This is a genomic window from Borrelia turicatae 91E135, from assembly GCF_000012085.2.
GTDB lineage: Bacteria > Spirochaetota > Spirochaetia > Borreliales > Borreliaceae > Borrelia > Borrelia turicatae.
This window is the reverse complement of sequence record NC_008710.1, coordinates 305,290-318,122: the sequence shown is the minus strand read 5'-3', so window position 1 is coordinate 318,122 and position 12,833 is coordinate 305,290. Positions and strand designations below refer to the sequence as shown.

At 30.6% G+C, this 12,833-nt stretch carries 14 protein-coding genes; all 14 read left to right on the top strand.

Annotated elements, in window-relative coordinates; genetic code table 11:
• Nucleotides 1-5: 5 nt before the first annotated feature.
• From BT0_RS01530 to flgB, 14 genes are read left to right on the top strand one after another with little or no spacing between them, the layout of a single operon-like run.
• Entirely contained in the window at nucleotides 6-836 is an 831-nt protein-coding gene (locus BT0_RS01530) for a hypothetical protein (protein ID WP_081422778.1), read from the top strand.
• The gene (gene rsmH, locus BT0_RS01525) at nucleotides 829-1,722 is read left to right on the top strand and encodes a 16S rRNA (cytosine(1402)-N(4))-methyltransferase RsmH (RefSeq protein WP_011772263.1); all 894 of its coding nucleotides are present in this window, start codon (nucleotides 829-831) and stop codon (nucleotides 1,720-1,722) included. The genes BT0_RS01530 and rsmH overlap by 8 nt, the downstream gene beginning before the upstream one ends.
• The gene (locus BT0_RS01520) at nucleotides 1,715-1,996 is read left to right on the top strand and encodes a hypothetical protein (RefSeq protein ID WP_011772262.1); all 282 of its coding nucleotides are present in this window, start codon (nucleotides 1,715-1,717) and stop codon (nucleotides 1,994-1,996) included. The genes rsmH and BT0_RS01520 overlap by 8 nt, the downstream gene beginning before the upstream one ends.
• An 18-nt stretch (nucleotides 1,997-2,014) precedes the next feature.
• Nucleotides 2,015-3,406, top strand: a complete 1,392-nt coding sequence (gene murF / locus BT0_RS01515; RefSeq protein WP_041178450.1) for a UDP-N-acetylmuramoyl-tripeptide--D-alanyl-D-alanine ligase — start codon at nucleotides 2,015-2,017, stop codon at nucleotides 3,404-3,406.
• 17 nt (nucleotides 3,407-3,423) lie between these two features.
• A complete protein-coding gene (gene mraY / locus BT0_RS01510) occupies nucleotides 3,424-4,479 on the top strand; it encodes a phospho-N-acetylmuramoyl-pentapeptide-transferase (protein WP_011772260.1) in 1,056 nt (351 codons plus the stop codon).
• 16 nt (nucleotides 4,480-4,495) lie between these two features.
• Nucleotides 4,496-5,590: a putative lipid II flippase FtsW gene (gene ftsW / locus BT0_RS01505; RefSeq protein ID WP_041178449.1), complete on the top strand. Its 1,095-nt coding sequence runs from the start codon at nucleotides 4,496-4,498 to the stop codon at nucleotides 5,588-5,590.
• A 39-nt stretch (nucleotides 5,591-5,629) separates the two neighbouring features.
• On the top strand, nucleotides 5,630-6,373 hold the full coding sequence (locus tag BT0_RS01500; RefSeq protein ID WP_011772258.1) for a cell division protein FtsQ/DivIB: 744 nt from the start codon (nucleotides 5,630-5,632) through the stop codon (nucleotides 6,371-6,373).
• Nucleotides 6,373-7,614 carry a cell division protein FtsA gene (gene ftsA, locus BT0_RS01495; RefSeq protein ID WP_011772257.1) on the top strand — a complete coding sequence of 414 codons (1,242 nt, stop codon included), beginning with the start codon at nucleotides 6,373-6,375 and terminating at the stop codon, nucleotides 7,612-7,614. Before BT0_RS01500 ends, ftsA begins: the two co-directional genes overlap by 1 nt.
• Before the next feature lie 20 nt (nucleotides 7,615-7,634).
• Nucleotides 7,635-8,831, top strand: a complete 1,197-nt coding sequence (gene ftsZ / locus BT0_RS01490) for a cell division protein FtsZ (RefSeq protein ID WP_041178448.1) — start codon at nucleotides 7,635-7,637, stop codon at nucleotides 8,829-8,831.
• A complete protein-coding gene (locus BT0_RS01485) occupies nucleotides 8,832-9,521 on the top strand; it encodes a hypothetical protein (protein WP_011772255.1) in 690 nt (229 codons plus the stop codon).
• A gap of 5 nt (nucleotides 9,522-9,526) precedes the next feature.
• A complete protein-coding gene (gene dprA, locus BT0_RS01480; RefSeq protein ID WP_011772254.1) occupies nucleotides 9,527-10,471 on the top strand; it encodes a DNA-processing protein DprA in 945 nt (314 codons plus the stop codon).
• Nucleotides 10,472-10,482: 11 nt separating this feature from the next.
• On the top strand, nucleotides 10,483-11,025 hold the full coding sequence (gene hslV, locus BT0_RS01475) for an ATP-dependent protease subunit HslV (RefSeq protein ID WP_011772253.1): 543 nt from the start codon (nucleotides 10,483-10,485) through the stop codon (nucleotides 11,023-11,025).
• Nucleotides 11,025-12,377, top strand: a complete 1,353-nt coding sequence (gene hslU, locus BT0_RS01470; protein WP_041178447.1) for an HslU--HslV peptidase ATPase subunit — start codon at nucleotides 11,025-11,027, stop codon at nucleotides 12,375-12,377. Before hslV ends, hslU begins: the two co-directional genes overlap by 1 nt.
• A 33-nt stretch (nucleotides 12,378-12,410) precedes the next feature.
• On the top strand, nucleotides 12,411-12,818 hold the full coding sequence (flgB, locus tag BT0_RS01465; RefSeq protein WP_041178446.1) for a flagellar basal body rod protein FlgB: 408 nt from the start codon (nucleotides 12,411-12,413) through the stop codon (nucleotides 12,816-12,818).
• The last annotated feature ends 15 nt before the right edge of the window (nucleotides 12,819-12,833 follow it).

Genomic DNA, 12,833 nt, shown 5'->3' with positions numbered 1-12,833 from the left:
TTGTGATGATCATTGCTGTTCTTTTTTTCTTTAATTTTTTTAATTTGTATGCGTTTTTGGAGTTTGGAAAGGATGAGAAGTTTGATTTAGTAAGTGATTTTGGAGAATTGAGAAATGATACTTTAAGTATTGGTATAAAATTAAGAGCTTTAGATACACACTTTTCTATTTTTTCAAATAATTATAAGATTTTGTATTCCAAGAATAAGGTTAGTGAATATGATGGAAGCATTTTGATCATTTTTGATAAAGATTTGGGTTTTAATTTGGAATTTTTTGGTGATTTTATATATAAGGATGGGAAAATCTTTTTGAAGAATGATAATAAAGTTTTTGATGTAGTGGTTGTTGATCATTATAGTGGGCATATAATTAATCCTTTATTTGTGATAAAGAATAGAAATAATTTAAATATCAATTCTTCCTTTTTATTAAGTAATATCCTTTTAAAAGGTAAGGATGATACAATGTTTGAGTTAAAGGAAAATATTGATTTAGATTTAGAATTGGGTGATTATGGTCTTGTTTTAAATTTTTTGAAAAAAGATATTGGTGTTGCAAAAGCTATTAATGGTATTTACTATTTTGAAGTGTTTTTAAATAATAACAGTATTTTTCGTGCTGATTTTCAGAGCATGTCTTTAAACGGTAATTCATATGTTGTTTTTGATAATAAGGATTATAATTTAGATCTTTTTAACATAAAAAGAGATAATGGAAACATTGAGATAAATAATCTTGAGTTTACTAGCGGTCATAACGAAATTAAGATCAAATATGGCGATGTTTATAATACCGAAAATAGTTTAACTTATAGGTTTACACTTAATGGGTAATATTTTTCATATACCTGTACTTCTTGAGGAAATTATTAATCTTTTAGAGGCATCAAATATAAGTGATGGGTTTGTTTTTGTTGATTGTACTCTTGGGGAAGGTGGGCACTCAAGTGCAGTTCTTAAGAAGTATCAAAACATAAATGTGATTGGGATTGATAGGGATGACGTTGTTTTAAATAGGGCAAAAGAATCTCTTATAGAATTTAAGGGAAGAGTTTCATATTTTAATACTTGGTTTGATGATTTCTTTAGTGAATATCCTTTAAGTAGTAAAATCAATTTTATTTTAGCTGATCTTGGTATTTCCATGTTTCATTACAAAATGAGTGGTAGGGGATTTTCTTTTTTTGAAGATGAAAGATTAGATATGAGGCTGTATCCTGGTGCTGGAGGTCTTAGTGCTTATGATATTATCAATACTTTTGACAAAAAAAGACTTGAAAATTTAATATATGAATTAAGTGGTGAACGTTATTCTAGAAGAATTGTTAAATCTATCTTAGAATATAGAAAAATTAAGAAAATAGAAACCCCAAGAGAGTTGCAGGACATAGTTAGCAAAGCCTATCCTAGGATAAAGCTTAAAATAAATCCGGCAACAAAAACTTTTCAAGCGTTAAGAATTTATGTTAATGATGAGCTTTTTCGTTTAAAGAGAAGCTTGCCATTATGGGTAGAAAGCTTATCAAATAATGGCGTCTTGGCTATTGTTACATTTCATTCATTGGAAGATAAAATTGTAAAAGAGTTTTTTAAAGGTTTAAGTAAAGACCAATATTGTATACTTACTAAAAAGCCTATAATGCCAAGGTGTGAAGAAAAGAGATTTAATAGTGCATCACGAAGTGCTAAGCTTAGAGTCATCAAAAAATTATATGAGTAAAATGGGAAAAATTGAAGTTAGATTATACTTTTTATTGATTCTGATATTAACAATTATAATATGCTTAAATATTTATCTTAATTTTAGATATGTTGTAAAGTTGCGTGAGTTTGAAGGTTTAAATGATGAACAAAGTAATATTATTGATGAAAATCTTAGATTGTTAACCATAATATATGAACTTCAAAGTATTGATAGGATAGAAGAGCTTAGTAAAGATTATTTGAATTTAGAAAAAAAGGATAATAAGGATATAAATGTTATTAAACGATAGAATCTATGAGGGTTTTTGGTGCATATAAAGATTGAAGACATTTTAGATTCTCTAAAGGATATTAAATTTGTTGGTTATGCAAGTAGTATGCAAAAGATCGTATCGTTTTATTCGCTTGATAGTCGTGAAATAAATGCTAAAAATAGTAGTGCTAGTCTTTATTTTGCATATAAAGGTGATAGGGTGGATGGATTTTCTTTTGTCGAATATTTAATTGATATTGGTGTTAAATGTTTTGTGTGCTCTAAAGATTGTGAGAGTTTGTGTCTTGAGTATTTAAACAGAGATGAGAATTTGGTTTTTTTGCTTACTAGTAATGTGGTTATTTTGCTTCAAAACTTAGCAGCACATTTTATTACAAGAACAAGTTTTAAGAGGATAGCTATTACTGGTAGTAATGGAAAGACTACAACAAAAGAGATGCTTTACAGCATATTGTCAGAGAGATATAAAACTTGCAAAACTTGGGGAAATTTAAATTCGGATATTGGGTTGCCTTTGAGTATTTTGAGAACTGAGGGAGATGAGGAGTATGCTGTTTTTGAAGTGGGGATTAGCTATATTGGAGAGATGAACCTCCTTGCTGAAATATTAAATCCCGAAATTGTTATTGTAACAAATATAAGTTATGCTCATATGCAAGCTTTTGAAGATCTAGAGATTGTTACTGCTGAGAAGGGTAAAATCATGACTAAGAGTACTCAGATGGTAATTTTAAATGAGAGTTGTCCTTATCATTTACATTTAAGAGTAATGGCTAAGTCTATTAATCCAGGGATTAATATTTTTTATTTTGATTTTCATAGTCTTCAAATTAGATCATTTGCATTTGTAAATGATAAATTTTTTTATGATTTTACTTATAAAGGGTTTGATTATTCTATTTTATTACCCGGTCAGCATAATATTTTCAATGCAATATCTTGCATTCATTTAGCTTTGTTGCTTGGACTGAGTGAAAATGAGATTCGTAATGGTTTATTGCACGCTGATTTTCAAAAAGGTAGGGCAGAGCTTTTAAGAGTAAAGGATTATTTGATTTTGAATGATTCTTATAATGGTAATTTAGGTTCATTTATGGCGTTAAAGGAGATGATTTTGGGTCTTGAGATAAAGGGTAAAAAATTTATTATTCTTGGTGCTTTTAAAGAACTTGGAAAATTTGCGTATGAGGTACATAAAACAGCAATTAGGGAAGTTGTTTTGATGAATTTTGATAAAGGTTTTTTAATTGGTGAAGAATTTCAAGAAGTAAAAAAAATTGAAAACTTAGCATTAGATAATTTATTTTATTTTAGTAATTTTGAAAATTTTATTGATTATTTTGTGAAGAATTTGGAATCTGAGTGTTTTATTGCTATTAAAGGGTCAAGATCAAATAGACTTGAAAGGATTCTTGATTATCTTTAAGGACTAATGGGAGGGATATGTTTTGTCTTTTAGGACTTAGATTGTTGAAATATATTACTTTTAGAACCGCTTATGCTACTATTTTTGCATTTTTGCTTGCATTAATTTTTGGTCCATTTATTATTTTAAGACTTAAAAAACTAAAACTAGATCAAATCTTAAGGAAAGATGGACCAAAGCGCCATTTAAGTGAGAAGATAGGAATTCCTACTATGGGAGGTATTCTTATTTTTTTTTGTGTTTTAGTTTCTTTATTTTTCTGGATTGATTTTTGGAATATTTACTTTTTAATTATACTTTTTGTCATGGTTAGTTTTGCTTGCTTAGGATTTATGGATGATTTGCTAAAAATAAAGAGAAAAAATTCAGATGGGCTTAATCCTCGATTTAAGATTTATGGGCAAATATTGTTTTCTTGTATTTCAGTTACTATGCTTTATTATTTTGGCGATGAACATGTTAGTATAATTTATTTCCCTTTTTTTAAGTCTCTTAAATTAGATTTGGGGGTGTTGTATATTCCATTTGGGATGTTTATTTTAATATCCGCGTCTAATTCTTTTAATTTGACAGATGGACTTGATGGACTTGCTATTGGACTTAGTATTGTTGTAACAGGAGCTCTAGTAATAATTGCATATCTTGCAAGTAGAGTAGATTTTGCATTTTATTTAAATATTCCAAATATTAAAGGTGCTGAGGAACTTGTAGTATTTCTTGGAGCTTTACTTGGCGGTAGTTTTGGATTTTTGTGGTTTAATGCGTATCCTGCTAAAATAATGATGGGTGATACTGGTAGTCTTTCAATCGGGGCGGTTCTTGGGATGACAGCTTTAATCTTAAAGAGTGAGATTCTTTTTGCAATTCTTGCAGGGGTTTTTGTGGTTGAAACTTTATCTGTAATTATTCAAGTTGTAGTTTATAAGCATACTAAGAAAAGGGTTTTTAAAATGGCACCACTGCATCATCATTTTGAGGAGCTTGGGTGGTCTGAAATGCAGGTTGTTATTAGATTTTGGATAATAGGTTTGATATTTGCTATAATTGCTTTAAGCACTCTTAAGATTAGATGAGTTTAAATTGATATTTATGTTTGTAGAGAGAACCTCTCTTAGAAAATGTTATTTACTTGTTTTATGGTCGCTTATTGCTTATGGTCTTGTTGTATTTTATACATCTTCATTTTTTTTAAGTCTAGAACTTACAGGGGAGCCTAATTTTTTATTCTTAATGCGTCTTAAATATCTTTTTTTAAGTTTTATTGTATTTTTTGTCTTTGAAAGGATTTCTTTAGATTTTTTAAAAAAAATTGTTTCTATTATATTGCTTGTAACTTTTACATTAGTTTTGGCAACTTTTTTCTCTCCTAGTGTTTCAGGAACACAAAGGTGGATATTTTTAAAAGGCGTTAGTATTCAGCCTTCAGAGATTTTTAAGGTATCTTTTACGATTTATCTTGCGAGTTATTTGAGTAGATTTAGATTAAAGTCAGATAATAATATTTCTTATTGGATAAAGCCAATGTTAATTTTTGGTATTTTTTGGTTGCTCATAATTTTGCAAAATGATTATTCAACGGCTATTTATTTTGCTATGCTTTTCTTTATTGTTTTGTTTGTTTCTGGAATGTCATTGGGATATGTTTTTGCTATTTTATTTACTTTTGTTCCAATTGCTATGCTTTTTTTAATATTTGAACCTTACAGAGTTGCTAGAATTTTTGCATTTTTAAATCCTTATGATGATCCTTTGGGAAAAGGGTATCAAATAATTGCATCACTTAATGCTTTTAAGAGTGGTGGTCTTGGGGGGAGGGGGCTTGGAATGGGTGAGGTAAAGCTTGGCAGACTTCCAGAGGCTAATTCTGATTTTATTTTTTCTGTGCTTGGAGAGGAATTAGGATTTTTTGGGATTTGTCTTGCTATTGTATTATTTTTTTTATTGTTCTATTTTGGGTATTTTGTTGCCCTTTTTGCTAAGACCAGATTTAGATTTTTTATTGCGTTTATTGCAAGTCTTACAATTTTTCTTCAAAGCATCATGAATATTTTAATTGCAATTGGTCTTTTGCCTCCCACAGGTATAAATTTACCATTTTTTTCGTCAGGTGGTTCTTCTATTGTTGTTACAATGGCTCTTTCTGGACTTATTTCAAATGTTTCTAGAGATGTTGAAGGTGAATAGTTTGAAGTTTTATCAAAATGATAATTTAATCTTAAATTTATGTTGATTTATAGAAAATTTTTAATTATATATATTTATGTAATAATTTCTCTTATACTACTTGAGATTGTTTTTATTATTTTTATTTCCCCTTATTTTCTAATCAGATACATTAATTTTAATGATAGTATTCATATTTCTAAGGAAGAGATATTGAGTATTTCAGGAATTAAGCCTAATACTTATTATTATGATGCTGATGTTAGTGCTTATGAGAAAAATATTATGAGAGATCGAAGGGTAAAGAATGTGACGGTAAAACTTAAATTTCCTAATACAATTAGCATTAATATTGAGAGAAGAGTGCCTATCGTTACTGCTTATGAGAATGTTGATGGCAGTTTTATTTACTATTTTATTGCTTCAGACGGTTTAATTTTGGAAAAGTGTAAAGATTTAATTTATGATTTACCTATAGTTAGTGGATTAAATTTAAATGGCAATGAAGTTGGTGATTTTTTAGAAGATAGAATGCTTGCTATTATAAAGAACCTTAACTATGTTAAAATAAATCAAAATACTTTGTATAATTTAATATCGGAAATTAATTTTTTGAAGTTGAATTTTTATGATTACAAGATTTTTTTGTATATAAAAAATATATATAATAAGATATTAATAACAACGGATATGGATTTAATAAGTGTAATGCATAAGGTATTCATGATATCTGATTTGCTTAAGGGAAGGTCTGATACTGTTGATTTAAGAAGCGGTAATATCATTTTGTTAGGAGAAGATTAGTGTCTAGGGATTTGATAGTAGGATTAGATGTTGGAACTTCAAAGATTTGTACTGTCGTAGCTGAGGTAAACTTGAATAATCAGTTGGAAATAGTTGGAATAGGCACTAGTGTATCAAGAGGTGTGAGGAAAGGTGTTCTTATAAATATTGAAGCTGCACTTGATTCAATTTCTAGTTCTATTGAAGCTGCTGAACTTATTTCTGGGTGTGATATTTCCGCTCTTTCTGTGTCTATGTCAGGTAGTAGTATCGAGGGTACTAATTCTCGTGGGGTTGTTGCAATAAATTCAAAAACCAGGGAGATTGATAATGAAGATGTTGAACGTGTTATTGAAGCTGCTAAGGCAATTGTGATTCCGATGGATAGAGAAATTTTACATGTGATTCCTCAAGAATTTATTGTGGATGGAATTCCTCATATAAAAAATCCAATAGATATGATGGGAATCCGCCTTGAGGGTGAAGTGCATATTATTACTGGATCTAGTTCTTCAAGTCAGAATTTGGTTAGGTGTGTGAATCGTGCTGGATTTTCTGTTGATGAAGTTGTGCTTGGAAGTTTGGCCTCATCTTATGCTACTTTATCTAAGGAAGAGAGAGAAATGGGAGTTTTGTTTGTTGACATGGGTAAAGGTACAACAGACATAATTCTTTATATTGATGGCTCTCCTTATTATACCGGAGTAATTCCTATAGGTGCAAATAGAGTTACTCTTGATATTGCACAAGTATGGAAAGTACCTGAAGATATTGCTGAGAATATTAAAATAACGGCTGGTGTTGCTCATATTTCTGCTCTTGAGAGTCAAGTGGAAAGTGTTATTATTCCTAATCTTGGAACCAGGCCGCCTCAAGAGAAAAGTCGAAAAGAATTGGCTATAATAATTAATTCAAGATTAAGTGAGATTTTTGAGATGATAAAAGCTGAAATAATGAAGAGAGGGCTTTATAATAAGATTAATGGAGGAATTGTTTTAACTGGAGGAGGCTCTTTGTTTCCCGGTATTTCTAATTTAACAGAAGAAATATTTAAATATCCATCAAGAATAGGATTTCCAATGAATATTAATGGGGTTGGAGAGGAATATATTGGTCCTAAATTTTCCTCAGCTCTTGGTCTTGTTCTTTATAAGCATGAACAGCAAAAATTCAATAAATTAAAGAAGGGAAATAATAAATCTAAGAGACAAAGTAAAATATCTTCAAAATTGAAAGGTTGGTTTTTGAAAGAGTGGTTTTGACCAGTCATGGAGGAAGTTTAATGAAAGATTATAATATTATTGATAGTCATTCAAAAAGGTTTGATTCTGCTACAAATCCTACGGTTCTTAAAGTAATTGGTGCAGGCGGTGGCGGTAGCAACGCTGTCAATCGTATGATTGAATATGGAGTAAGAGATGTTGAGTTTATTGTAGCAAATACTGATCTTCAAGCTCTTCAAACTTCTATTGCTCCAATAAAGATTGCGCTTGGTGCTAAAGTTACTTCAGGTCTTGGGGCCGGTGGGAGACCTGAGATTGGACAAGCTGCTGCAGAAGAAGATATTGATATTATTAAAAATCATCTAGCAGGTGCTGATATGGTATTTATTACTGCTGGAATGGGTGGAGGAACTGGAACAGGCGCTGCACCTGTTATTGCTCAAGTGGCTAAAGAACTTGGAATTTTGACTGTTGGGGTTGTTACTAAGCCTTTTAAATTTGAAGGCCCTAAAAAGATGCGGCTTGCTGAACAGGGAATAAATAATTTAAGAAAATCTGTTGATACTTTAATCATTATTCCAAATCAAAAACTTTTAACTGTTGTTGATAAGCGAACTACTATTAAGGATGCTTTCAAAAGGGCTGATGATGTTTTAAGGATGGGTGTGCAGGGGATTGCAGGTCTTATTATTGAGCATGGCGAAGTTAATATTGATTTTGCTGATGTTAAGAGCATTATGCAAGGACAAGGTGATGCTTTGATGGGTATTGGTTATGGTAAGGGTGAGAATAGGGCTGTTGATGCGGCTACTTCTGCTATTAGCAATCCTTTGCTTGAAGAGGTTAGAATAGAAGGATCTAAAGGGCTTCTTGTTAATATAACTGGGGGTGAAGATTTTTCATTGCTTGAGCTTGAAGAGATTATGGGAATTATTACAGCTAGTGTTGATGATGAGGCTACCGTAATATATGGGCATGCAATTAATTCAAATCTTGATGATGAGATTTATGTTACAGTTGTTGCTACTGGTTTTTCTTCTAAAAAACAGAAAGATTTATCCGGTGCTGTTGAAAATAATACTTTAAGTTCAAAAGAATTTGATAGTTTAATGTCAGGTAGTCAAGATGTTTCAGGAAGTGTTTATGAGGCGAATGATAATTTTATAGCGAAGTCAAAAAATGTTAATTATTTTGAAGATGATATTGATGTCCCTACATTTCTTAGAAATTTAAATAAAAAAAATAGCGATAATTGAATGAAAAGATGGATACCAATATTTTTGTTTTTAGTTATTTCTTGTGGAGATGAATCTAAGGAAAAAGTAAATCTTGGACTTAGAATAAGAGAAATAGAGATAGCAGGTGGTGGTTCATTAGAAAAAATTGAAGTTTATAAGGAATTTATTGATAAAGAAGAGCAAAATATTTTAAAAATAATAAATTCAATTGATAAAAAGGCTAGATTTTTTAGTTTGATTGGACTTGAGCTTATTAGGCTTGGTCAATATGGACCTGCTATTGAGTATTTGAATAAAAATTTGGAATATGGCCCTGATAATCATTTATCTCATTTTTATATAGGAGTTTCTTCTTATAATTTAGCCAAGGGGATTGAAACCAAAGAAAAGGTTCGTGAATATTTTATTCTTGCTGAAGGTTCTTTTTTAAAATCAATCTCTATTAAAGATGATTTTAAAGAGGCGATTTTTGCTCTCTCTACTATGTATGTTTATGACCTTGATAAACAGTTGGAAGCTAAAGGATATTTAAGCAGACTTGAGTCTATGGGAGAGGATTATTTTGAATTTTTTATGCTGAGGGGTGCAAACTATTATTCTCTTGGTGATTTTGATAATGCTTTGTTGTTTTACAAGAAGGCAAAGGATAAAGCTTTGACTCAAGAGCAAATAGATGGAGTTGATAGAATAATGAATAATTTTAAGTAACTTTTATGTTTAAATTGCTTTATGTTGATAATTTAAGATTTTTAAAGGGTGAAGAGAAACTTAGAATTTTTAATGATTTTGATTTAAGTTGTCTTTGTAAGTTAAGTTTAAGAGATATTTCTAATTATTTATCTAGGGTTTTTAGGAGAGACTATAAGCTTCCAGATTTAAAATTGATAGAGATGCAACAAAAAATTATTAATAAAACAAGTGCAAGAATTGCTGTTTTTGGATCTAAAGATTATCCTTTAAAGCTTAAGAGGATCTATAATCCTCCGTTTGCTATTTATTATAAAGGTAATCTTCCAGATTCTAATTCTTTGTCTTGGGCTGTTGTTGGTTCAAGGCAAATCAGTAGAGTGTTGGCAGATAAAATTAAAGAGTTGTCGTCTCATCTTGCTAAGAATCATGTAGAAATAATATCTGGATTTGCAATAGGAGCTGATATTGCAGCGCATTTTGGTGCAATGAATGAGAAAAAAAGAACATATGCAGTTATTGCAACAGATATTGATAATATTTATCCAAAGCAAAATAGAAAGTATGTTGCTTGCCTTTTAGAAAATGGTGGAGGTGTTCTTACTGAAACTTTGCCTTATGAGAAGATACAAAATTATTTTTTTGCAAAGAGAAATAGAATAGTGGCTGGTCTTTCAGATGTTGTTTTTATTACTTGTGCACCAAGGAAATCAGGAGCCTTAATTACTGCTGAGCTTGGACTTGATTTGGGTCTTGATGTTTATGTTTATAATATTGATTATTCTGGTGATGGTTCTAGAGTTTTATATGATTCTGGAGCTCAAGAGATAAAATCTGTATCAGATCTTTATAAGATACTAAATGTTCAGTATAATGAGCCTGAAATTAGTGATAACTCAAAGGTCTGTTGTATATGCAAAGATACATCGAGTATGCTTATTAATAAGTTATTGAATGAAATATCTAAATAGGGGGGGACATCATGAGTTTTAAAGGAACTACAGTTATTGCAATAAGAAGGGGTGGGAAGACTGTAGTAGCAGCAGATGGACAAGTGACTTTTGGATATACTGTTTTGAAATCCAATGCTATTAAAATAAGAAAGTTGTTTAATGGAAAAATTTTAGCAGGATTTGCAGGTTCAACTTCTGATGCTATTACTCTTTTTGAGAAGTTTGAAGAAAAGGTTAAAGCTAGAGAAGATGGAATTATTGATATTAAGAGAGCTGCTGTAGAGCTTGCAAAAGATTGGAGGTCTGACAAAATACTTCATAAACTTGAAGCAATGATGCTCGTAGCTGATTCTGAAAATATTTTATTAATTTCAGGTACCGGAGATGTTGTTGAGCCTGAAGAAGATGTGATTTCGATTGGTAGTGGAGGGAATTATGCATATTCAGCAGCGCTTGCTTATATGGAAAATAAAAAATTAAGTGCTGCTGATATTGCTTTTAAGTCTTTAAAGGTAGCAGCAAGAGTTTGTATATATACAAATTCAAATATCGTGCTTGAGGAGATTAGTTGATGGATAAGACTGAAAATCAAAATATAGTGCCTAAAGAGATTGTTGCAGAGCTAGATAAATATATAATAGGGCAAGTTGAAGCTAAGAAATTGGTTTCAATTGCTCTTGTTAATAGATATATAAGATCTAAGCTTCCCAAGGAAATAAGAGATGATGTTATGCCTAAAAACATTATTATGGTTGGCTCAACTGGAATTGGTAAAACTGAGATTGCAAGAAGGCTTTCAAAGTTTATTAAGGCTCCTTTTATTAAAGTCGAGGCTACAAAATATACCGAGGTAGGTTATGTGGGTCGTGATGTTGAGTCTATGATTCGTGATTTGATGAGTATTGCGGTGAATATGGTAAGGGAAGAGATGTATGATTCTGTTCGCGAAGAGGCAAGCAAGCGTGCTGAGGAGAGAATAATTGACAAACTTTTGAAAACTTCTGAGGGTTCTGAGAATGATAATACAAGTGAAGAAGAAAGAAAAATTCGTGATAAATTAAGAAATAAGTTTAGGAAACAATTAAGAAGTGGGGATATTGATGATAATCTTATTGATATTTATGTTTCAGGAAAAATGCCCGTTTCTACTATCGAAATATTTTCCGGTAGTAATTTCGAAGAGATTGATATGAGTATTGGAGGATTGATTAATAATATATTTGATAGGAAGAAGAGACGGGAGTTAAAAATAAAAAAAGCCAGGGAGATAATTATATCTGAGGAGCTTGAAAAGTTAGTGGATCATGAGAATATTGTAGAAGTTGCCAAATCAAGAGTTGAGAATATGGGAATTGTTTTTATTGATGAGATCGATAAGATAGTTACTAAGAATAGAACCGGAAATGATATATCTAGAGAAGGCGTTCAGAGAGATATTTTGCCAATTGTTGAAGGATCTAAGGTTAATACAAAATATGGGATAGTGGATACTTCTCATATTTTGTTCATTGCTGCAGGTGCTTTTAATTTATCAAAGCCATCCGATTTAATACCAGAACTTCAAGGTAGGTTTCCAATTAAGGTTGAGCTTAAAAGTTTAAGTGTGAATGATTTCAAAAATATTTTAAAACACACTAAAAACTCTTTAATAAAACAGTACATTGCAATGTTTAAAGTTTATAATTTGACTTTGACATTTAGTGAAGAAGCGATTGATAGAATTGCTGAACTTGCTTTTGATATGAATTATGAAGGAGAGAATCTTGGAGCAAGAAGGTTGCATGGAGTTATGGAAAAGATTCTTGCCGATCTTTTTTTTGAAGCACCCGGTAGCAAGTTAAAAAAATTTGAAATAAACTTGGACTATGTTAATGAAAAAATAAAAATTAACGAACAAAAAGACTTAAATTATTATATAATATAGTAAAAAGTATTTTGTGATATAGAGGGTGTGAGCTTGAATATTTTTGATAGGTCAATTGATTTAGCACATAGATATTTGGATGTTCTTAGTTTGAGACAAAGTGTTATAGCTGATAATGTTGCAAATGTAGATACTCCAAATTTTAAGAGAAGTAAGGTCACTTTTGAGTCTGAGCTTGAACGAGCAATTTTTAATGAAGGAGCAAGCAGTTTATCTTTAAGAAGGGGTAATGGTAAGCATTTGGATGGTTTTAAAGAGTTGGGATATTTAGATGTTAAACCTCGCAGAATGCTTGATTATCTCTCTACTCTCAATAATAATGGTAATAATGTTGATATTGATTCTGAGATGAAAAATCTTGCTCAGAATCAAATGATGTATAGTTTGTTTACAAATATTCAAGCCCATCATTTTAAAAGTGTAAATATTGTAATAAAATAAGTTATAACCTCAAGG

Excerpts from the sequence above, each read along its gene's own strand:
- BT0_RS01530 (WP_081422778.1), top strand. The coding sequence starts at position 6 with ATGATCATTGCTGTTCTTTTTTTCTTTAATTTTTTTAATTTGTATGCG.
- rsmH (WP_011772263.1), top strand. The coding sequence starts at position 829 with ATGGGTAATATTTTTCATATACCTGTACTTCTTGAGGAAATTATTAAT.
- BT0_RS01520 (WP_011772262.1), top strand. The coding sequence starts at position 1,715 with ATGAGTAAAATGGGAAAAATTGAAGTTAGATTATACTTTTTATTGATT.
- mraY (WP_011772260.1), top strand. The coding sequence starts at position 3,424 with ATGTTTTGTCTTTTAGGACTTAGATTGTTGAAATATATTACTTTTAGA.
- ftsW (WP_041178449.1), top strand. The coding sequence starts at position 4,496 with ATGTTTGTAGAGAGAACCTCTCTTAGAAAATGTTATTTACTTGTTTTA.
- BT0_RS01500 (WP_011772258.1), top strand. The coding sequence starts at position 5,630 with ATGTTGATTTATAGAAAATTTTTAATTATATATATTTATGTAATAATT.
- ftsZ (WP_041178448.1), top strand. The coding sequence starts at position 7,635 with ATGAAAGATTATAATATTATTGATAGTCATTCAAAAAGGTTTGATTCT.
- BT0_RS01485 (WP_011772255.1), top strand. The coding sequence starts at position 8,832 with ATGAAAAGATGGATACCAATATTTTTGTTTTTAGTTATTTCTTGTGGA.
- dprA (WP_011772254.1), top strand. The coding sequence starts at position 9,527 with ATGTTTAAATTGCTTTATGTTGATAATTTAAGATTTTTAAAGGGTGAA.
- hslV (WP_011772253.1), top strand. The coding sequence starts at position 10,483 with ATGAGTTTTAAAGGAACTACAGTTATTGCAATAAGAAGGGGTGGGAAG.
- hslU (WP_041178447.1), top strand. The coding sequence starts at position 11,025 with ATGGATAAGACTGAAAATCAAAATATAGTGCCTAAAGAGATTGTTGCA.